At 64.2% G+C, this 19,708-nt stretch carries 22 protein-coding genes; 12 read left to right on the top strand and 10 right to left on the bottom strand.

Translation table 11 applies throughout. The annotated features are described in order from the left end of the window. Nucleotides 1–3: 3 nt before the first annotated feature. On the bottom strand, nt 4–291 hold the full coding sequence (locus AB7532_RS04255; protein ID WP_441233585.1) for a PsiF family protein: 288 nt from the start codon (nt 289–291) through the stop codon (nt 4–6). Nucleotides 292–495: 204 nt separating this feature from the next. On the opposite strand from AB7532_RS04255, the gene AB7532_RS04260 reads away from it, so the two are divergent. Then, the gene (locus tag AB7532_RS04260) at nt 496–987 is read left to right on the top strand and encodes a hypothetical protein (RefSeq protein ID WP_441233586.1); all 492 of its coding nucleotides are present in this window, start codon (nt 496–498) and stop codon (nt 985–987) included. 59 nt (nt 988–1,046) lie between these two features. Here AB7532_RS04260 and AB7532_RS04265 read toward each other — a convergent pair whose 3' ends face one another. Then, on the bottom strand, nt 1,047–1,595 hold the full coding sequence (locus tag AB7532_RS04265) for a TetR/AcrR family transcriptional regulator (protein ID WP_441233587.1): 549 nt from the start codon (nt 1,593–1,595) through the stop codon (nt 1,047–1,049). A 98-nt stretch (nt 1,596–1,693) separates the two neighbouring features. On the opposite strand from AB7532_RS04265, the gene AB7532_RS04270 reads away from it, so the two are divergent. The 3 genes from AB7532_RS04270 (at nt 1,694) to AB7532_RS04280 (ending at nt 3,357) form a co-directional block, all read left to right on the top strand. Further along, the gene (locus AB7532_RS04270; protein WP_441233588.1) at nt 1,694–2,119 is read left to right on the top strand and encodes an acyl-CoA thioesterase; all 426 of its coding nucleotides are present in this window, start codon (nt 1,694–1,696) and stop codon (nt 2,117–2,119) included. 2 nt (nt 2,120–2,121) lie between these two features. Further along, nucleotides 2,122–2,574: a PaaI family thioesterase gene (locus AB7532_RS04275; protein WP_441233589.1), complete on the top strand. Its 453-nt coding sequence runs from the start codon at nt 2,122–2,124 to the stop codon at nt 2,572–2,574. A gap of 123 nt (nt 2,575–2,697) precedes the next feature. After that, on the top strand, nt 2,698–3,357 hold the full coding sequence (locus AB7532_RS04280; protein WP_441233590.1) for a DsbA family protein: 660 nt from the start codon (nt 2,698–2,700) through the stop codon (nt 3,355–3,357). Between the two features lie 92 nt (nt 3,358–3,449). Here the strand turns inward: AB7532_RS04280 and AB7532_RS04285 are convergent, their stop codons facing one another. From AB7532_RS04285 to AB7532_RS04295, 3 genes are all read right to left on the bottom strand, one after another. After that, on the bottom strand, nt 3,450–3,656 hold the full coding sequence (locus AB7532_RS04285) for a hypothetical protein (RefSeq protein WP_441233591.1): 207 nt from the start codon (nt 3,654–3,656) through the stop codon (nt 3,450–3,452). Between the two features lie 82 nt (nt 3,657–3,738). Continuing rightward, nucleotides 3,739–4,809, bottom strand: a complete 1,071-nt coding sequence (locus tag AB7532_RS04290) for a phospholipase (RefSeq protein WP_441233592.1) — start codon at nt 4,807–4,809, stop codon at nt 3,739–3,741. 22 nt (nt 4,810–4,831) lie between these two features. Further along, nucleotides 4,832–5,803: a S1C family serine protease gene (locus AB7532_RS04295; protein ID WP_441233593.1), complete on the bottom strand. Its 972-nt coding sequence runs from the start codon at nt 5,801–5,803 to the stop codon at nt 4,832–4,834. A 262-nt stretch (nt 5,804–6,065) separates the two neighbouring features. Between AB7532_RS04295 and AB7532_RS04300 the strand changes: the two genes are divergently transcribed. From AB7532_RS04300 to AB7532_RS04325, 6 genes are all read left to right on the top strand, one after another. Continuing rightward, nucleotides 6,066–7,484 carry a M20 family metallopeptidase gene (locus tag AB7532_RS04300; RefSeq protein WP_441233594.1) on the top strand — a complete coding sequence of 473 codons (1,419 nt, stop codon included), beginning with the start codon at nt 6,066–6,068 and terminating at the stop codon, nt 7,482–7,484. Nucleotides 7,485–7,744: 260 nt separating this feature from the next. Next, complete coding sequence (locus AB7532_RS04305) at nt 7,745–9,538, top strand: peptide ABC transporter substrate-binding protein (RefSeq protein WP_441233595.1); 1,794 nt, start codon at nt 7,745–7,747, stop codon at nt 9,536–9,538. A gap of 29 nt (nt 9,539–9,567) precedes the next feature. Continuing rightward, nucleotides 9,568–10,527, top strand: coding sequence for an ABC transporter permease (locus tag AB7532_RS04310; RefSeq protein ID WP_441233596.1), 960 nt, complete (start codon nt 9,568–9,570; stop codon nt 10,525–10,527). Further along, the gene (locus AB7532_RS04315; protein ID WP_441233597.1) at nt 10,493–11,410 is read left to right on the top strand and encodes an ABC transporter permease; all 918 of its coding nucleotides are present in this window, start codon (nt 10,493–10,495) and stop codon (nt 11,408–11,410) included. The genes AB7532_RS04310 and AB7532_RS04315 overlap by 35 nt, the downstream gene beginning before the upstream one ends. Continuing rightward, nucleotides 11,410–12,405, top strand: a complete 996-nt coding sequence (locus tag AB7532_RS04320) for an ABC transporter ATP-binding protein (protein ID WP_441233598.1) — start codon at nt 11,410–11,412, stop codon at nt 12,403–12,405. Before AB7532_RS04315 ends, AB7532_RS04320 begins: the two co-directional genes overlap by 1 nt. After that, the gene (locus AB7532_RS04325; protein WP_441233599.1) at nt 12,402–13,370 is read left to right on the top strand and encodes an ABC transporter ATP-binding protein; all 969 of its coding nucleotides are present in this window, start codon (nt 12,402–12,404) and stop codon (nt 13,368–13,370) included. The genes AB7532_RS04320 and AB7532_RS04325 overlap by 4 nt, the downstream gene beginning before the upstream one ends. Before the next feature lie 21 nt (nt 13,371–13,391). Here AB7532_RS04325 and AB7532_RS04330 read toward each other — a convergent pair whose 3' ends face one another. Then, a complete protein-coding gene (locus AB7532_RS04330; RefSeq protein WP_441239186.1) occupies nt 13,392–13,979 on the bottom strand; it encodes an HAD family hydrolase in 588 nt (195 codons plus the stop codon). 136 nt (nt 13,980–14,115) lie between these two features. Further along, nucleotides 14,116–14,337 (bottom strand): dodecin, encoded by a 222-nt coding sequence (locus tag AB7532_RS04335; RefSeq protein ID WP_441233600.1) that lies wholly within the window; start codon nt 14,335–14,337, stop codon nt 14,116–14,118. Between the two features lie 149 nt (nt 14,338–14,486). Between AB7532_RS04335 and AB7532_RS04340 the strand changes: the two genes are divergently transcribed. Next, nucleotides 14,487–15,368, top strand: coding sequence for a DMT family transporter (locus AB7532_RS04340; RefSeq protein WP_441233601.1), 882 nt, complete (start codon nt 14,487–14,489; stop codon nt 15,366–15,368). Here the strand turns inward: AB7532_RS04340 and AB7532_RS04345 are convergent. Further along, nucleotides 15,365–16,621 carry a glycosyltransferase family 87 protein gene (locus tag AB7532_RS04345; RefSeq protein WP_441233602.1) on the bottom strand — a complete coding sequence of 419 codons (1,257 nt, stop codon included), beginning with the start codon at nt 16,619–16,621 and terminating at the stop codon, nt 15,365–15,367. The genes AB7532_RS04340 and AB7532_RS04345 overlap by 4 nt on opposite strands. Nucleotides 16,622–16,876: 255 nt before the next feature. Between AB7532_RS04345 and AB7532_RS04350 the strand changes: the two genes are divergently transcribed. Further along, nucleotides 16,877–17,878 carry a glycoside hydrolase family 16 protein gene (locus tag AB7532_RS04350; protein ID WP_441233603.1) on the top strand — a complete coding sequence of 334 codons (1,002 nt, stop codon included), beginning with the start codon at nt 16,877–16,879 and terminating at the stop codon, nt 17,876–17,878. A gap of 87 nt (nt 17,879–17,965) precedes the next feature. Here AB7532_RS04350 and AB7532_RS04355 read toward each other — a convergent pair whose 3' ends face one another. Both AB7532_RS04355 and AB7532_RS04360 read right to left on the bottom strand, forming a co-directional pair. Then, nucleotides 17,966–18,523, bottom strand: a complete 558-nt coding sequence (locus AB7532_RS04355) for an HNH endonuclease (protein ID WP_018316280.1) — start codon at nt 18,521–18,523, stop codon at nt 17,966–17,968. Nucleotides 18,524–18,720: 197 nt separating this feature from the next. Continuing rightward, entirely contained in the window at nt 18,721–19,698 is a 978-nt protein-coding gene (locus tag AB7532_RS04360) for a peptidyl-alpha-hydroxyglycine alpha-amidating lyase family protein (protein ID WP_441233604.1), read from the bottom strand. Nucleotides 19,699–19,708: the final 10 nt, after the last annotated feature.

Raw genomic sequence — 19,708 nt, forward strand, 5'->3', positions numbered from 1 at the left:
GATTTACTTCTTGTCGGCCGCGGCAGGAGCGGCGGTGCCGGCCTTCGCGTCCTTCTTGCAGTCGCGGCGGAATTTCTTGCGCTCCTTGCCCTTCAGCCCCTTCGCGTCCGCCTGCTTGGAGCACTCGAGCGACTCGGCCGTGCGCTCCTTCGTTACCTTCTTGTCGGCGGGGGCGGCGGTGGTGGTCTTGGCATCCGTCTTGGCAGCGGGCGCGGCGGTCTGCGCGAAAGCAGTGCCGGTGGCGAGCAGGGAGCTGAGGGCGACGACGGCGAGGCGGGAGGTGAAGGTCATGGTGCAGCACTCTTCTTGCGGGAATTGCGAAGGGTTGGGAACGTCGGCCCGGGTTGCTGAACGCGACATGAATAATCCGAACCGGGCGGATCACTATATTTTGGCGGCGGGCGTCATCGCTTCCTTGTCGTCCATCGCTGGCACGCTAGGATAGCAATCCTCGTTTCACTTCCGTCGGGGAAGATCAAGGAGGAGGATCCAAGGATGACCATTCAATCGAAATTACTCTGTGCCGTTGCGGTGTCGGGCTTTGCCGCGCTGGTGGTGGCCGCGCCGGCGCAGGCGCTGACCTCGCAGGAATGCAGCGCAAAATATCAGGCTGCCAAGAAGGACGGCTCGCTCGGTACCACCAAGTGGAATGACTTCCGCAAGGCCCAGTGCGGTGCGGACGCGACGGCCGCTGCTGCGCCGAGCGCGGCGGCTCCGGCTGCGCCCGCAGCTCCTGCCGAACCGAAGCAGGCGAAAAAGGAGGCGGCTCCCGCTGCTGCACCGACCCTGCCGGCCGGACCCGCGATCTACCCCAACGCGGTCGATCCGAAATACGCCAAGGAGACCGCAGGCAAGGGGCGCCTCCACACTTGCGTCGACCAGTACAACGCCAACAAGACCACCAACGGCAATGGCGGCATGAAGTGGATCGAGAAGGGCGGCGGCTATTACAGCGAATGCAACAAGAAGCTGAAGGGCGCCGCCTGAGCTTCGAATTGATGCGGTGGCCGGAGCAAAGCTCCGGCCATTTCTCTTAGTCCTGCCACTCAGTCCAGCAGCTTCTCCGCCGACTTCGCCACCAGTTGCGAACGTTTTCGCGGACCGCGTTCGACGAAAAGCAGGCTCTGGCCGAAGATGAAGCAATAGAACAGGAAGGCCTGCGCCTCGGCTGCCTCGGCGTCGAGGCCGGTCGCGCGATAGAGCTCAGTGACGTGCTTGAGCCGCGCCGCGTCCACGCTCGCCACCGCCCCGGCGGCACTTTCGTCCGAACGGGCCCATTGCCGGATCGCGAGCTCGATCGCCATGCCCTCCGGATTGAGCCGCTCCGAATAGAGGTGGATCACCGCTTTCAACCTCTCGCGAGGCGCCTCGCCGTCGAGGCTCGTCTGCTGCGCGATCGATGCCGAGCGCCCTTCGCGCCACCGCTCCAGCATGGCATCAAGCAGCGCGGCGCGGTCGGCGAAGCGGCGATAGAACCCGCCCTTGGTGACGCCGAGATTCTTGGCGAGCACCTCGACCCGCACGCCCTCAACCCCGGAGCGCGCCAGCTCGGTTAATCCTGCCTCGACCCAGACGTCGCCCTTGCCGTCGTTCATGAAGAAAGCCTCACCGGGTTTTTGATACGGTCCCGTATTGCTAACGCGGCACGGCACTGATACGCTACCGTATCAATAGTAAAAGGGCGGGAAATGCCATGGAGCAGGCGACCTATCGCGGCACGGTCTATCCGTGGCAGTGCGATCACGTCGGCCACATGAACATCATGTGGTATGTCGGCAAATTCGACGAGGCCAACTGGAATCTGTTCGCCCGCCTCGGGTTGACGCCGAGCTATTTGCGCTCCTCCGGCCGCGGCATGGCCGCCGTGCAGCAGAACATTACCTACAGGCGCGAACTGCTTGCCGGCGACATCGTCGAGATCCGCAGCCATCTGCTGGAGGTGCGCGACAAGTCGATCCGCTTCCGGCACGACATGACGAATGCCGAGACCGGCGAGATCGTCGCGTTGTGCGAGATCACCGGCGTGCATATGGACCGTGGCTTGCGCAAATCGGTGCCGTTCGAGGATGCTGTCCGTGAGATCGCCATGCGGTCTCTCGCCGAACCCGCCGAGGCCTGACCATGACCGCATTTGAGCCGAAAGATCCGGGCTACCGCGCGGCTGCAATTGCCATGTTCGACGGCCAGCCGGCGATGCGCACGCTCGGGATCGTGATCGTCCGCCTTGCGCCGGGCGAGGTCGAGCTGGCGATGTTGCATTCGGACGCATTCACCCAGCAGAACGGCTTTATCCATGCCGGCATCATCACCGCCGGGCTCGACAATGCCTGCGGCGTCGCCGCCTTTACCTTGATGCCAGCCGGGGCCGACATCCTCACTGTGGAGTTCAAGACCACGCTGCTGGCGCCCGCCCGCGGTTCGCGTTTCATCTTCAAGGCCGAGGTGGTCAAGCCTGGTCGGACGCTGACCTTCTGCGAGGCCAAGGCCTTTGCCGAGCACGACGGAAAGACCGCGCTGATTGCCACCATGACCGGAACGCTGATGGCGATGATGCCTCGTATGGTAGCTTCGTAAAGAGCCGGCAGCGTTCCACGCGTAGCATGGCGATGACATCGCGCCCGCAACGCTCTATATGACCCGTAACATTTCCCGGTCCCGAACCGTATTTGCGGCGATGGGACCGAAACGGGACGAGATATGGATGGATTCAGAAAGAAGGGCCTTGTGGCGACGCGGCGCGCGGCGCTCACCCTGATTGGAGCGGGTGCCCTCGCGGCGGGCGGGATCACCCGGGCGCTGGCAGCTGCCGACGATGACGAGGTGCTGACCGAAGCCAAGGTGCTGCGCGACCCCGATGTTCCCGTCGCCGGTAATCCCGACGGCAACATCAGCATCATCGAATGGTCCGACTACAATTGTCCCTATTGTCGCAAGCTCGAACCGGAGCTGCGCCAGGTCGTCCAGGACGACGGCAAGGTCAGGCTGGTGATGAAGGACTGGCCGATCCTCGGGCCGGTCTCGGTCACGGCGGCGCGGACCGCGCTCGCGGCCAGGTATCAGGACAAGTACCATCAGGCTCACGACGCGATGATGGGGGTCAGCTCGCGCCTGACCGAGCCGCGCATCAACGAGCTGCTCGCGGCCGCCAGCGTCGACATGGACCGTCTGAAGCGTGACCTCAACGACCACGCCAAGGACATCGACGCCGTCCTCAAGCGCAACAACGAGCAGGCCGAAGCCTTCGGTTTCCGCGGCACGCCGTCTTTCATCGTCGGCAAGTACCGCGTGCCCGGCGTGCTCAGCATGACCGAGTTTGAGCAGGTCATCGCCGATGCCCGCAAGGCCAAGATGAACTGATAAGAACTGACGCAGGTCGCATCGATCCCGGCCAACACAAAGGCGCCGCCGCGAACCCGCGACGGCGCCTTGTTCTATTTGGCGGGTCGGAATTACTTCGACGAGATGCGGACCCAGTCCTTGTGCGCGCGATCGCGCAGGGCATCCCAATCGGCCTTGGCGACGTCCCAGTTCACGATGGTGCGATTGCTGGTCGCGACCTCGCCATTGGCGACCGACGACGTCTGCATGGAATCATAGACATACACGCCGCAACCCAGCAGCAGTGCGCCTAAAATCATTCCGAAAAAAGTTCTCATGGCGAGCCTCCGGTGACGCGCCGATAACGTCGGCACAGCCCGATGGTTCCGCAGCCATGCGGCGCATCTAAGGAGAGCTTGTTCATTTTCCGTTCAGCCATTCCAGCAGATCTGCGTTGATTTCGCGCGGGTAGGTGTGACTGAGATCATCAATCTCGCGATAGGTGACGTCGGCGCCGGCGGCTGAGAGCGCAGCCTCGGTCTGGCGCGCGGTCTGCACCGGAAACATCCAGTCGAGCTTGCCGTGGGTGATGAAGATCGGCAGGCCCTGCAGCCGCGTGGCGTCGGCCATCTCCGCCATCAGCGGATGGAAGGTTGCGGAGACCGGCGCAAGATGTGTGAAAGGCGAGGCGCCGTCGAGGCCGCTGACGTAGCTGAAGGTGCCACCATCGCTCATGCCGGTCAGCAGCATGTGTGAGGCATCGATGCTCCAGCGGCTGCGCACGGTTTCGAGAATGCGCATGAGATTCGGCGTGTCGGTGTCATCGCCCATCAGCGCCCAGGTCGGGCCTGTCGCGGTCGGCGCGACCAGGATCGCGCCGAGGCTGCGCGCATCGCGCAGCCAGCTCCACAGGAAGCCGCGGCCGTTGCCGCTGCCGCCATGCAGCGCCATCACCAGCGGCATCGCGCGCTCAGGCGAATAATATTCGGGTACATAGACCGAGAAGCCGCCGCGGCTGCCGGGCTCGTTGTGATCATGGAAGATGCCGGTGTCTTCGCTTGCGCCGACCTCCAGGCGTGAGAGCAGATCGTCGTTCTCGCGATTGGCTGCATTGAGGAAGAAACTGCTCACCGGGGGAAACTGCACCGCCAGCGGATAGAGCGCTTCCTGCGCGCGGGGCACATGGCGCAGCGCGCGGAAGACGGCGACGAGATCGCCATTGCCGCGCTCGACCTCGCGGATGCCGGCGAAGGCGGCGAGCGTCTCGTCGCAGGCGCGATCGAGCCGCGCGCGCAGTCCGGCGAATTGCTCCGGCCACTCCTGGATTGCTGCGTGGGCCGTTTGCAGCGCTTCGTCCGGCGTACCGATCGCGTTCATCACCGAGGCAAAGGCCGGCGGATGCAGATGCCGCTGGAAGAAGCCGAGTCCCTCCAGCGCATTGAGCAGCGGCGGCAGCACGGCCACGATATCGTCGATCACGGCCTCGCTCATCGTGGCTTCCTTACGCGGGGGATCAGTGCAGCTTCGGCGCCTTCAGCAGCTTGAAGCGGTCGGTCGAGGTCACCGTGACGTCGAAGGTGACGCCCTCATGGTGCACGGTCAGCGGCACGTCGACGCCGGCAGCGCCCAGCCCCCACATCTTCTTGTAGAAGCCGGTCTGGCTCGTGACCTTCTCGCCGTCGACCGCGAGGATGACGTCGCCGGTCTTGAGTTCGGCGCGCGCGGCCGGGCCGTTGGCCGAGATGCCAATCACAACGATGCGGTTGTCGATCTCGGTCGAATAAAGCCCGAGCCACGGCCGTGCCGGCTTGTTGACGCGGCCGAACTTGCGCAGATCGTCGAGGACCGGCTTCAGCAGGTCGATCGGCACGACCATGTTGACATGCTCGGCCTTGCCGTCGCGTTCGCGCTCGAGCTGGAGTGAACCGATGCCGATCAGCTCGCCGCGCTCGTTGAGCAGCGCCGTGCCGCCCCAGTTCGGGTGTGCGGGATAGGTGAAGAGGGCCTCGTCCAGGAGATACTCCCAGTAGCCGGCAAATTCCTGCTTGGCCACGATCTGGCTCGCCACCGAGCGGGTGCGCCCGCCGGCGCCGCCGACCACGACGCGATCGCCGAGCTTCGTGTTCGCCGAGTTGCCGAGCGGCAAGGGTTCGACATCGAGCTGGCCGAGTGCCTGCACCAGGCCAAAGCCGGTGACGGAATCGAAGCCGAGCGCATGCCCTTCGACGACGCGCCCGTCGGCGAGATGCAGCCACACGGATTCTGCCTCGGTGATGAGATAGCCGATGGTCAGCACCAGACCGCGGTCGATCACGACGCCGTTGCCGGCGCGCTCGGTGCCCAGCGTCTCGGCGCTGAAGGCATCCGGCGGGATGATGGCGTGCAGGCCGACGACGGATGCGAGCGCGCGGTCGAGATCGAAACCGTAATCGCTCGCACGCGGCTGATTGGCCGGCGGCACTCTCCATTCGGTCAGGGCGGGCATCGAGTTCTCCTGGCTGAGTGCATTGCTCCGCCGTGGCTGGCGGAACGACGCGCGAAGCACGGATAATTTAGGCCGGAGGCGGCCGTCTTGAAAGCCTCGTTCCCAACTATTCCGGAGAAGGTCGCGTGAATTCTTCGAAAGGCACGGAAACGGTACGCCAGCCTCAGCCGCATGGCTGCTGTCCCGCGAGGTGCTAGGCGGCCTGCAATGAAGCTGCTAACCATTGCCGCTTCGTTTGACCAAGAGATCACGGACCGAAGCAATGGATAACCGCAGCGATATCTGGCGTGGCGTCGACACGATCAAGGCGCGTTTCATCGACCTCAGCGACAAGGTCTGGGGCATGCCGGAGGTGTGCTACACGGAGGCGCGGTCCGCCGCCGAGCATCTCGCCGAGCTGCGCCATCAGGGTTTCCGCATCACCGAGAACGTGGCCGGCATTCCGACTGCCTTGATGGGCGAATGGGGTGAAGGCGGTCCGGTCATCGCCTTCATGGGTGAATATGACGCGCTGCCGGGACTCAGCCAGGAGGCGGGCGTCGCCGAGCACCGTCCGGTCGAGACCGGCGGCCACGGCCATGGCTGCGGTCACAATCTGCTTGGTTCCGCGGCGCTGCTCGCCGCGACCGCGATGAAGGACTGGCTCGCCGCGAACAAGGTGCCCGGCCGCGTGCGCTATTACGGCTGCCCGGCTGAAGAGGGTGGCGCAGCCAAGGCCTTCATGGTGCGCTCCGGCGCATTCGAGGACGCCGACGTCGCCATTACCTGGCATCCCCACAGCTTCTGGGAAGTGGCGGTGACGCCGTCGCTCGCCAATACGCGCGCGGACTTCATCTTCACGGGCCGTACCTCGCATGCGGCGGCCTCTCCGCATCTCGGCCGCTCCGCGCTTGACGCCGTCGAGCTGATGAATGTCGGCGTGAACTACATGCGCGAACACATGCCGAGCGACGCGCGCGTGCATTACGCGGTGCTCGACACCGGTGGCATCGCCCCGAACGTGGTGCAGGCGCATGCGCGCGTGCGCTACTCGATCCGCGCCCGCGATCTGCCCGGCATGAACGAGCTGGTCGGACGTGTCAGCAAGATCGCGGAAGGCGCGGCGCTGATGACCGAGACCAAGGTCGAGATGAAGATCATCTCGGCGGTCTCCAACATCCTGCCGAACACGCCGCTGGAGCTGGCGCTGCACCAGGTGATGGAAGAGCTCGGACCGCCGCATTTCGACGACGCCGACAAGGGGTTTGCCAGCCAGATCCGTTCGACGCTGAGCGACAAGGACATCGCGTCGGTCTATTACGCGATCGGCATGCAGCCGACCGATCGGCCGCTGGCCGACTTCTTGGTGCCGCTCGATGCCAAGCGCAACCCGCTGGTCGGCTCGACCGACGTCGGCGATGTCAGCTGGGTAGTGCCGACCGTACAGGTTCACGCACCGACGGTTGCAATCGGAACGCCCTTCCACACCTGGCAGGTGGTCGCGCAGGGCAAGAGCGGACACGCCCACAAGGCGATGGTGCAGGCCGCCAAGGCGATGGCCGGTATCGGCATCAAGGCGCTGACGGATCCGGATCTGATCAAGGCCGCAAAGGCGGACCTGACGAAACGCACCGCCAAGACACCTTATGTCTGCCCGCTGCCGGACCACGTCGGGCCGCCGCTGACCATGTCCGTGGCGTAGAATATCGCCTCGATACTTCGTCTGATGCGACGAACAAATTTTCCGCAGTGCAACGCAGAATCCGGCTTGTTTTAACGCCGGATTGCCGAACGCTTGGGCTGCGAAACGAAGTTTTGCCCAACAGACAGCCAGAACACCGTTTGCATACACATGGTCGCAGTTGACGGACGGCCTATTCGGTGTGCCATCTACCGCCAGCAAAATCCGGCGGCCGCGGTGCGGCTGCCTGCATCCATACGGGAACCAGACGGGGGACAACGATGCTGGACAAAGAACTGCGTTCGATGATCGGTGATGTGAAGGACGGCCGGATGGACCGCCGCGCCTTCATCAAGCGCGTGGCCGCGGTCGGCCTGACTGCGCCGCTCGCCAACCAGATCCTCGCGCTCGGCGGCGTCGCCATGGCGGAGGGGGCGTCCACCTACAAGCCGACCAAGCGCGGCGGCGGCGGCCCGTTGAAGCTGCTGTGGTGGCAGGGGCCGACCCTGCTCAATCCGCATTTCGCCACCGGCACCAAGGACCAGGACGGCTCGCGCCTGTTCTACGAGCCGCTCGCATGCTGGGATCCGGACGGCAACATGAAGCTGGTTCTGGCCGCTGAAATCCCCTCGACCCAGAACGGCGGACTCGCCGCCGACGGCACCTCGGTAACGTGGAAACTGAAGCCGGGCGTGAAATGGCACGACGGCAAGCCGTTCTCGGCCGACGACGTCGTCTTCACCTGGGAATACACCAAGGACCCCGCGACGGCGACCGTCACCAGCGGCACCTATCGCGATCTCAAGGTCGAGAAGGTCGACGATCTCACGGTCAAGATCACCTTCGCGAAGCCGACCCCGTTCTGGGCCGATGCGTTCGTCGGCGCCGGCTCCGGCCAGATCGTGCCGAAACATATGTTTGCCGACTATATCGGCTCGAAATCCCGCGAAGCCCCGGCCAATCTCGCGCCTGTCGGCACGGGTCCCTACAAGTTCGTCGAGTTCAAGCCGGGCGACCTCATCCGCGGCGTGATCAATCCCGACTATCACATGGCCAACCGCCCCTATTTCGATTCGATCGAGATGAAGGGTGGCGGCGACGCCGTCTCGGCGGCGCGCGCGGTGATCCAGACCGGCGAATATGATTTCGGATGGAACATCCAGGTCGAGGATGACGTGCTGCTGCGCCTTGAGAAGGGCGGCAAGGGCAAGACCATCTACGCCGTGGGCGGCGACACCGAGTTCATCGCGCTCAACTTCTCCGATCCCAACACCGAGGTCGACGGCGAGCGCTCCTCGATGAAGACCAAGCATCCGCTGTTCTCCGATCCGGCGGTGCGCAAGGCGCTGTCGATGTTGGTCGACCGTGACTCCATCAAGAAGGCGATCTACGGCCGCGCCGGCCGCACCACTGCCAACTTCCTCAACGGTCCCGAGAAGTTCGTCTCCAAGAACACCACTTGGGAGTTCAGCATCGAGAAGGCCTCGAAGCTGCTCGACGACGCCGGCTGGAAGCCCGGTGCCGACGGCATCCGCGAGAAGGACGGCAAGAAGCTGAAGCTGCTGTACCAGACCTCGATCAACGGTCCGCGCCAGAAGACCCAGGCGATCGTCAAGCAGGCCTGTCAGAAGGCCGGCATCGACGTCGAGCTGAAGTCGGTCGTGGCCTCGGTGTTCTTCTCCTCGGACGTCGCCAACCCCGACACCTATCCGAAGTTCTATGCCGACCTCGAGATGTTCCAGATTCCGCTGAGCCAGCCGGATCCGTCGCAGCACATGCGCCGCTATCATTCGCGCTACATCGCCAGCAAGGAGAACAAGTGGCAGGGCACGAACTTCACGCGCTGGACCAACAAGGAGTATGATGCGGCGATCGACGCTGCCGATTCCGAAATGGATCCGATCAAGCGCGCCGCCCTCTACATCAAGTGCAACGATCTGATGTGGCAGGACACCGTCTTCATCCCGGCGATGCACCGCCTGAAGGTGGAGGCCTCCGCAAACACGCTGCGTCCGGTGATCTCGGGCTGGGCCAACGAAACCGACAACATCTTCGACTGGTACCGCGAGGAATGATCCCCCAACACTAGACGGGATCTTTCCCTATGAGTCAGTACGTCCTGCGTCGCCTGATGATCGCGATTCCGAGCCTGCTCGGAATCTCGGTCGTGCTGTTTGTCGTGCTGGCGCTTGCGCCAGGCGATCCTTTCGGGGAGTTGGCGACCAACCCGAACGTGCCGCCCGAAGTGCAGGCCGCGCTTCGGGCCAAGTTCGGCCTCGACGATCCGATCTACCTCCGTTACCTGCACTGGCTCAACGCCATGATGCACGGCGACTGGGGCTTCTCCTTCGTCAGCCGGATGGATGTCGACACGCTGATTCTCCAGCGTCTGCCGGCCACCCTCTATGTGATCGGCTCGGCGCAGATCCTGGCGCTGCTGATTGCGATCCCTGTCGGCGTTTATGCGGCCACGAAGCCTTATTCGATCTTTGACCAGATCGCGAACACGCTCGCTTTCATCGGTTTCTCGCTGCCGACCTTCTTCACCGGTCTGTTGTTCATCCTGATCTTCTCGGTGACGCTGGACTGGCTGCCATTCGTCTACTCCACCGACATCAAGGGCACCGGCATTCGTTGGGTGTTCGAGATGATCCGGCAGGCAATCATGCCGGTGGCGGTACTCGGGCTGTTCCAGGCGGCGTCGATGACACGCTTCGTGCGTTCGGCGATGCTGGACGTGATCCGGCTCGACTACGTCACCACCGCCCGCGCCAAGGGCCTCGGTCAGGCCAAGGTCATCGTCAAGCACGTGATGCGCAATGCCATGATCCCGGTGGTGACGCTGATCGCGCTACAGATGCCGGCCGTGTTCGGCGGCGCCATCGTCACCGAACAGATCTTCCGTGTTCCCGGCATCGGCTCGTTGCTGATCTCCTCCATCCTGTCCAACGACACGCCGGTCGTGATGGCCGTGACCTTCGTCTTTGCGTGCCTCGTCGTGCTGTTCAATCTCATCGCGGACGTCCTGTATGGCTGGCTTGACCCTCGCATCTCCCTCCGCTGAGCGGCGCGCGTATTCGCCCTGGCGCGAGACGTGGCGGCGCTACAGCCGCCACAAGCTCGCCGTGGTCAGCGCCTTCCTGCTCCTCATCCTGGTGCTGGCCGTGGTGCTCGGCCCCTTCGTTTGGCGCGTGAAGATCAACGAGATCGACATCGTGGCAGGGCTGCAAGGGCCTTCGCTGGCGCATCCCTTCGGGACCGACGATCTCGGCCAGGACATTCTCGCGCGCATGATCTATGGCGGCCGCATCTCGCTCGCGGTCGGGCTCGCCGCGATGCTGGTCTCGGTGTTCGTGGGAACGCTGATCGGCTCGCTCGCCGGGATGTCGCGCGGTGCGCTCGGTCACGGCCTGATGTGGCTCACCGACCTGTTCCTGTCGCTGCCGCAACTGCCGCTGCTGCTGCTGCTGATCTATCTGTTCCGGGACGGGCTCAAGCAGGCGTTTGGTCCCGAGGGCGGTATTTTCGTCCTGATCGTGCTGGTGATCGGCGGCTTGCGCTGGATGCCGGTGGCTCGCCTCGTGCGCGCGCAGTTCCTGTCGATCCGCGAAAAGGAGTTCGTCGAGGCCGCGCGCGCGCTGGGTGCAAGTCCGGTGCGGCAGGTGGTGCGGCACATCCTGCCCAATGCGCTCGGACCGGTGATCATCGCCGGCACCATCGACGTTGCCGCGGCGATCATCGCCGAGTCCACGCTGTCCTTCCTCGGCCTCGGCTTCCCACCGGATACGCCGACCTGGGGCCGGCTGCTGTTCGACGCCAAGGATTTCCTCGACATCGGCCCGCATTGGGCGCTGTTTCCGGGCGGCGCGATCTTCATCGCGGTGGTCGCCATCAACTTCATCGGCGACGGCCTGCGCGACGCGCTCGATGCGCGACGGGTGATCTGATGGCGCCGCTGCTCGAAATCAAAGGGCTGAAAACCCACTTCTCGACCGACGACGGCATTTTGCAGGCCGTCGACGGCGTCGATATCTCCATCAACAAGGGCGAGACGCTCTGCGTCGTCGGCGAGTCCGGCTGCGGCAAGACCGTCACCGCGATGTCGGTCCTGAAGCTGATCGCGATGCCGCCGGGCCGCATCGCGGCCGGCCAGATCATCTTCGAGGGGCGCGACCTCGTGCCGCTGACCAGCAATCAACTCGACGAGATCAGGGCCAAGGAGATCGGTTTCATCTTCCAGGAGCCGATGACCTCGCTCAATCCGGTGCTGACCATCGGCGAGCAGATCGCCGAGAGCCTGCGCCGGCATGAAGCGGTGACCAGGAAGCAGGCGCTCGAGCGGACCATCGAGATGCTCAAGCTGGTGCAGATTCCCAACGCCGAAGGCCGCGTGCACAATTATCCGCATCAGTTCTCCGGCGGCATGCGCCAGCGCGTGATGATCGCGATGGCGCTCGCCTGCAAGCCGAAGCTGATCATCGCCGACGAGCCCACCACGGCGCTCGACGTCACCATCCAGGCGCAGATCCTCGACCTCCTTCAGGACATGAAGGAGCGCTTCGGCATGGCGGTGATGCTGATCACCCATGCCATGGGCGTTGTCGCCGAGACCGCTCAGCGCGTCGTCGTGATGTATGCCGGCAAGGTGGTGGAGGAGGCGCCCGTCGAAGAGCTGTTCGGCAATCCCGGCCATCCCTATACCCAGGGCCTGATCCGCTCGATCCCGCGCATCGATCTCGACAGCGAGCACAAGGTCCGCCTCGAGGCGATCGGCGGCTCGGTGCCGATCCTGATCAATCCGCCGGTCGGCTGCCGCTTCGCGGCGCGCTGCAAGTTTGCCATGAACGTCTGTACCGAGAAGGAGCCGCTGCTCCGCGAAATCGCTCCCGGTCATCGCATGGCCTGTCACCTCGGAGATACGCAGTTGGGAGGCACGGCATGACCGAGCCCTTGCTCCGCGTCAGCGGCCTGAAGAAATATTTCCCCGTGCTCGGCGGCCTGTTGTCGCGTCAGGTCGCAAGCGTCTATGCGGTCGACGGGGTCTCGTTCTCGGTCAACCGCGGCGAGACGCTCGGTCTCGTCGGCGAATCCGGTTGCGGCAAGTCGACGACGGGACGCTGCGTGCTGCGCCTGATCGAGCCGACCGACGGCGAGGTCGTATTCGACGGCCAGGACGTGCGCCAGCTCAGCGGCACCGATTTGCGCGCGATGCGGCGGAACATGCAGCTGGTGTTCCAGGATCCGTTCGCCTCGCTCAATCCGCGCATGACAGTCGGTGCCATCCTCGGTGAGGCCTTCACCATCCACAATCTCGCGTCTTCGGCCAGGGAGCGCGAGGAGCGCGTCGCGGGCTTGCTCGTCAAGGTCGGCCTCAAGGCCGAGCACATGCGGCGCTATCCGCACGAATTCTCCGGTGGCCAGCGCCAGCGCATCGTGATCGCCCGCGCGCTCGCGGTCGAGCCGAAGCTGATCGTCTGCGACGAGCCGGTCTCCGCGCTCGACGTCTCGATCCAGGCGCAGGTGATCAACCTTCTGGAGGATCTCCAGGCCGAGCTGAACCTCACCTATCTCTTCGTCGCGCACGACCTCTCGGTGGTCGAGCACATCTCGGACCGCGTTGCGGTGATGTATCTCGGCCGCATCGTCGAGTTGGCGAAGGCGAGCGACCTTTACCGCAACCCGCAGCATCCCTACACCAGGGCGCTGCTGTCGGCGGTGCCGGTGCCCGATCCAAAACTCAAGCGCGAGCGCATCCGCCTCAAGGGCGACGTTCCGAGCCCGATGAAGCCGCCGTCAGGCTGCCACTTCCACACGCGCTGTCCGATCGCCCAGCCGCGCTGCTCGGAAAGCGCGCCGGAGCTGAAGGAGGGGGCGGGCGGACATTTCGTGGCGTGTCATCTCGCCTGATGTCGGCAAGGCGAACCACGTTCATTCGTGAAGCAAGCGGAGCTCCAATAGAGCCCGCCTGAAAACGTCTACCGACGTGTGGTGATGTCCGACGAGGCCCGCCTCGCGTGCGCCGGCGACATTCGTCGCGAGATCGTCGACGAACAGGACGGTCTCGGGCTTCACGTTGAGTTCCGACAGGCAAAGACGATAGCAGCGCGGATCCGGCTTCGCCGTCTTGAAGCGGGCTGACGCGTAGATTTTGGAGCCGAACAGCGGCCGCAATTCCGGCAGCAGGGTGTCGATGTGGTCGGCGACCAGCGTGGTGTTGTTGGTCAGGACCGCAATGTCGACGGTCTCGCGGAGACGGCGGGCGATCTCCAGCATCGCGCAGTCGGCCTGCATTGCGCGGCGCCGCGCCTCAACCCACTCGTCGAGCGACAGCGGATAACCGATGCGTTCGCCGAATCCCCGCAGATAATCAGCGGCATCGAGCGCACCGGAATCGCCGAGATGCTCGAATCCGCTCTCCCAGATCGCCTTGTGGACGGAGTCGCCGTCAACGCCTGCAAGCTCTGCCAGACACGCGACACGTTTTCCCCTGTCGTAGTCGCAGAGGACATTGTCCATGTCGAAGAGGACGAGCTTGATCGCGCCAGGCACAGCAATGCTCTCAGCCCGACCGAGACATTCGGTCGTGACGAGCTTGATATCTCACCGGAACTCCGGCGACAAATCTCTTATGGATAGATCGCGGCAAGCCGCGTCATCCATCCAGTGTGAAGCCGACGCGCAACGTCACCTGATAGTGACGCACCGTGCCGTTTTCGATGTGGCCGCGCGTCTGCACCACCTCGAACCATTTCATCTCGCGAATGGTCTTGGCGGCACGGCTGACCGCATTCTTGATCGCGTCTTCGATCGAAGTCTCGGACGATCCGACCAGCTCGAGAATCTTGTAGACGTGGTCCTTCTCGTCTGTGGCCATGGCGCATCTCCCCTCGTTTGCGCTGCGGCACCGCTGCCGGCTGCGCTCCCATCAGAACGGGTGGCAGCGTTCCGGGTTCCATAGTTGGCCATGGTGCGCATGCGGCAGGCGAGGTGGAGCGGCCAGCGTCCGCCTGCTAAGCGCTATCCATGGATTCGGCGCGGCGCGACAGGACGATCGGCTCTCTCTGCCTCTGCGTGACGGCGTTCGGCTGGGCGCTGAACTGGCCGCTGATGAAGCTGCTGCTCCAGCAATGGCCGCCGTTGTTCGCGCGCGGGCTGGCGGGCGTCTGTGCCTCGCTCATTCTCGGTACCCTGGTGCTGAGTCGGAGGGAATCGTTTGCCGTTCCGCGCGAGGCGATCCCGCGGCTGCTGTTTGCGACCCTCACCAATGTGTTCGCCTGGATGGGGCTCGGTACGGTCGCGATGAAATATGTGACCGTGAGCGAGGGCGCGCTGCTCGCCTACACCATGCCGATCTGGGCCATGCTGTTCGCTTGGCCGGTGCTGCACACGCGGCCGACCGTGCGGGATATCCTGGGGCTCGTCCTCGGCGTTGCCGGCGTCGCGCTGCTCCTGAGCGGCAACGGCCTCGCGTTCAGCGCCGACAAGCTGCTCGGCATTGCGCTGGCGCTGCTCTGCGCCATCCTGTTCGCGCTCGGTAACGTCCTCAACCGCAAGCCGCTGCCGATGCCGCCGCTGGTCGTCGTCGCCTGGCAGGTCGGGCTCGGCTGCGCAACCATGCTGATCCTCGGTATCCTGTTCGAGCATCCCGATGTCACCGCGATCACCCCGCTCGGGCTCGGCTGCTTCGTCTATATGACGCTGGTGCCGATGGGCATCTGCTATATCACCTGGTTCGAGACGCTACGCCGCCTGCCGCCGACCTCGGCCTCGACCGGCATGCTGATCGTCCCTGTGATCGGCGTGATCTCCGCCGCGATCATTTTGGGCGAGCCGCTGGGCCTGCGCGAATGGACGGCGATGGCGCTCACGCTCGGTGGCGTGACGCTGGCGTTGCAGCGGGCCTAGGAATGCTGCCGTGCAGCTTGCGGCAGGGCAGGCGCAGGCTGCGTCCCGCGCCATAGCAGTCGCAGCAGGAGAACCAGCAGCGCCATCAGGGCGAAGCCGCCGAGCGCGGGCGCGAAATGTTGATCGGGATCGGCCTTCTGGCCGAACTGCACCGCGAGCCGCCCCGACTGCAACAGCCCATAGGCCCCGGCGAACAGGATCAGCCCGTAGATGACGTCACGCTCGCGCGGGCTCGCCATCCTGGCGAGATCGGGCAGCAGCAGCGCCAAGCCGATCCCGAGCATCGGCAGATCATAATCATAGGCATAGGGGCTGATCATCACGGAGACCATTACCGCGGTACCCAGGGCGAATGCCGGTGACACGCCGCGCGCCGCGCCGAGAAGAACGGCGGACAAGGCGAGCCCGGCAATTGCCGTCTGTCCCCAGAAAGCGGCGCTCGCGGGAAAGCCGGCCTTGTACAGCGCCGCATAGGTCGAGATCATGCGAAACAGCGGATAGAAGCCCTGCTCGAGAAAGATCGCGGATTCCTTGATCGCACCGAGCCATGCGAACCAGATCTGCCATCCGAACAGCAGCGTGCACAGCAGTGAGCTCGCCAGGACGACGATCGCCGCCGTTCCGAGCGCAACCCAACGCCGCGTCACCAGCAGATAGACGCCGGCGGCGATCGCAAGATGCGGCTTGATCACCATGGCGCCGAGCGCTAGGCCGGCGAGCACCTGCCGTCGCTCCAGATTGAGGCAGACGAGCCCGATCAGTGATCCTGTCAGGAAGCCGTTCTGCCCGCAGCCGATGGTGATCGCCAGTGCCGGAAACAGGATGACCAGCACCTGCGCGAAATTCTTGCCGGCGATCGCGCGGAGCGTCACGAGATACAGGGCGAGCGTCGCGGCGGTGAACAGCAGATAGCCGGCGCCGACCGGCAGGAAGGCGAACGGCGCCAGCAGGAGGTCGTATTGCGGCGGGTAGGTCCAGGGCATGAAGCCGGTGGCGCCGCCGGCGGCCTCCATCTGCATCTTCAGCAAGGCATCGAAATGATAGACTTGGTCGAGATCGCCGCGCCAGACGTGCTGCGCGACGATGTGGAAGGCATCGAAGTCGGCGAGCTCGCGGTTCGTCCAGCCGCCGAAGCGCGCGAACCAGAGCGTCTTGAAGACGGCGATCGCCGCCAGTGCCGCCAGCGCGAAGCGGACATAGACAGTCCGCTTCGACGGTGAGGACTGAACCGCTTCCAGCGTCTCGGCGAGCATGAGGAACGACCTTGGGCCTGACGGATTTGCCGCCCCTGGAGGCCGGCCCCCGAGATTGCCGCGATAGGCTTAAAGGACAGTAAGGAAAGCATAAGGATTGGGTTGGCGGTTCCGCTTTTTGGAAGTGCACGAAAATATCGTCCCTACGCACGGGCATCGCCTCCAAAGCCGTGCTCCGCGACATGGCCGCGCTTGCCCGCTCCAGTGCGGGCGAGTTAGCCTTGAGCCGTCTCCTGATACCTTCAATGTGCGGTGATGATCGACCGTTGGACGAAGGGCGCTCTGGTTGCGATCGGCCTGTCTGCCATGCCCGCGCCGGTGGCCGCGCAGGACGACCTCGATGGCGCGCCCGGCACGATGTCACTGCAAGTGACAACCGATCCCTCCATGATCGCGTGCCGCAGGCTGGACGCGGTCGATCCCGCTTTGCTCGAATTTCTGCCGCTGCGCCGGACCTTCAACGACGATTTTGACGAGCATCCGCTCGCGACAGGGCGCTGGGTGCCGCATTACGCCGGCGGCGCCGCATGGCCGGAAGCGCGCTATTGGGGCGGCGACGGTTCCGACTTCAAGCGCAAGACCAGCGCCAATGGCGAGCAGCAGATCTATGTCGATCCGCGTTACGCGGGGCGCGCGGCGACGCCGCTCGGGCTCGACCCGTTCAAGGTGAAGGACGGCGTGCTCTCGATCGTCGCCAGCCGCACGCCGCCCGAATTGAAGCCGGTGCTGTTCAACAACGAGTACATCTCGGGGATTCTCACCACGCAGGGGACGTTCGCGCAGAAGCACGGCTATTTCGAAATCCGCGCCAAGGTGCCGGTCGGCCATGCGGTGTGGCCGGCATTCTGGCTGCTCGCGGACGATGGCGGTTGGCCGCCCGAGGTCGACGTGCTGGAAGGCCGCGGCGGGCGGCCCGGCGATCTCGTGATGACGACGCATTGGCGGATTCCGTCGACCCAGAAAATCCAGTCCTGCGGTTTCGACTTCAAGGTGGGCGACGCCTCGCACGCGTTCCACAATTACGGTGTGTTGTGGGAGGAGGACCGGCTGGTCTATTTCATCGACCGCAAGCCGGTCTCCGACATCAAGGTGCCGATCGGCTTCGACGATCCCATGTACATGATCGTCAATCTCGCGATCGGGTCAAAATTCTTTCCCGGCGTCAGTCAGGTCGACGCGGAGACGCCGCCGAGCGTCGCATTCGAGATCGACCGGATTTCCGTCTATCAAATCGATATGGAGCAGGCGCGGAGATAGCGATGTTCGCCGATGTCTTCTGGCGTCTGCCCGCGCGTTGAGGGGGATGCGACCGCGGCGCAAGCACGCGGACCCTGCACGCTGCTCCTACGGATCCAGCTCCGTATCCCAGTAGAGATAGTCCAGCCAACTGTCGTGCAGATAGTTCGGCGGAAACAGGCGGCCGTTGCGGTGGAGCTGGTGCACGGTCGGGGCGAAGGCGTGCTGGCGCGGAAACATCTTGGCTTGCACCGGCGTCAGATTGCCCTTGCGCAAATTGCAAGGCGAGCACGCCGCGACCACGTTCTCCCAGGTGGTCTGGCCGCCTTTGCTGCGCGGGATGATGTGGTCAAAGGTGAGGTCTTCGGGCGAGCCGCAATACTGGCAGGCGAAACGATCGCGCAGGAAGACGTTGAACCGGGTGAACGCCGGATGGGTGGTCGGCTTGACGAAGGATTTGAGCGAGACGACGCTCGGCAGTTGCATTTGCAGCGTGGGGCTGTGAACCGCCTGATCGTAATGAGCGACGATGTTGACGCGATCGAGAAACACCGCCTTGATCGCGTCCTGCCACGACCACAAAGACAGTGGGTAGTAACTCAGCGGCCGGAAGTCCGCGTTCAGGACCAGCACCGGCCAACTGCCTTGCGAGACATGTGCGTTCAAGTAACGCTCCTGGCCTCCAACATACGCTGCGAAGCAGCATGTAGTGACATACTACATGCAGCGTGACGGGATTGTGAAGCCCGTTGAGCGACTTATTCGGGCGCATGCAATGCGGCGGCGGGGTGGCAAATGCTCAAAAGCGCCGCGATTTGGGGAGGGGGCTCCAGCCCGAACGCCCTGACGCTGTCGTTGATGCCTTACTCCTGCACCCGCTCCAGCTTCTGCAAGCACCGCGTCGCGCGCACTTCGGCTGGCATCTCCTGATCCCCGAAGCTGGCCTTCCAGTTGGTGACACCGACCTCGCCGACATAGATGTCGCCTCTCGAATCCAGCGCCAAGCCGTGCGGTGCCAGGAACTTGCCGCTGGCAACACCAGGACCGTCCTCACCGCCGAGCCGTGCGATGCGCTTGCCCTTGGCGTCCACGATCGACAGCCGCGGGCCGAGATTGGGCACATTGCGGTTGATGTCGAGGCCGGGACCGAGCTCGCCGACGACGAAGGTTGGATTCTTGCCGCCACCACAGCAGCACAGCGCACAGGGACGATGCAGATTGTTCCACTGCGTCTCGTATTTGCCCTCGCCATTGAACACCTGCACGCGATGGTTCTCGCGGTCGGCAACGTAAACCCAGCCGTCGGCATCGGTCGCGATATTGTGCACGATGTTGAACTGGCCTGGATCGGTGCCCGGCTCGCCCCAACTCTTCATCAGCTTGCCGTCCGGCGTGTATTTGTGCACGCGCGCATTGCCGTAGCCGTCGGAGACGTAGATCTCGCCCTTCGGCGACAGCGCGGTGTGGGTGCAGCGGTGAAAGGGCTCGCCGCTCATGAACGGCGCCGGCTTGTTCGGGATGCCGATGGTCAGAAGCACTTTGCCGTCGGTGGTGCATTTGCGCACGGTGTGATCGCCGTCATCGGTGCAGTAGAGATTGTCGTCGGCGTCGATATGCAGCCCGTGTGCGCGGGAGAACAGGCCTTCGCCAAAACTGCGCAGGAAATTGCCCTCGCGATCCAGCACCACCATCGGATGTGCGCCGCGGTTGAAGACGTAGACACGGTCTTTGCTGTCGACAGCGACCGAGGCGACGTCGGTCAGCGTCCAGCCGTCCGGTAGCTTTGCGAAGTTTTCGACGACGCGGTAGCGGTGCTCGCCGGTGCCGAGAATGGCTGGCATGGGTGGTCCC

It is taken from the genome of Bradyrhizobium sp. 930_D9_N1_4, from assembly GCF_052076015.1.
GTDB lineage: Bacteria > Pseudomonadota > Alphaproteobacteria > Rhizobiales > Xanthobacteraceae > Bradyrhizobium.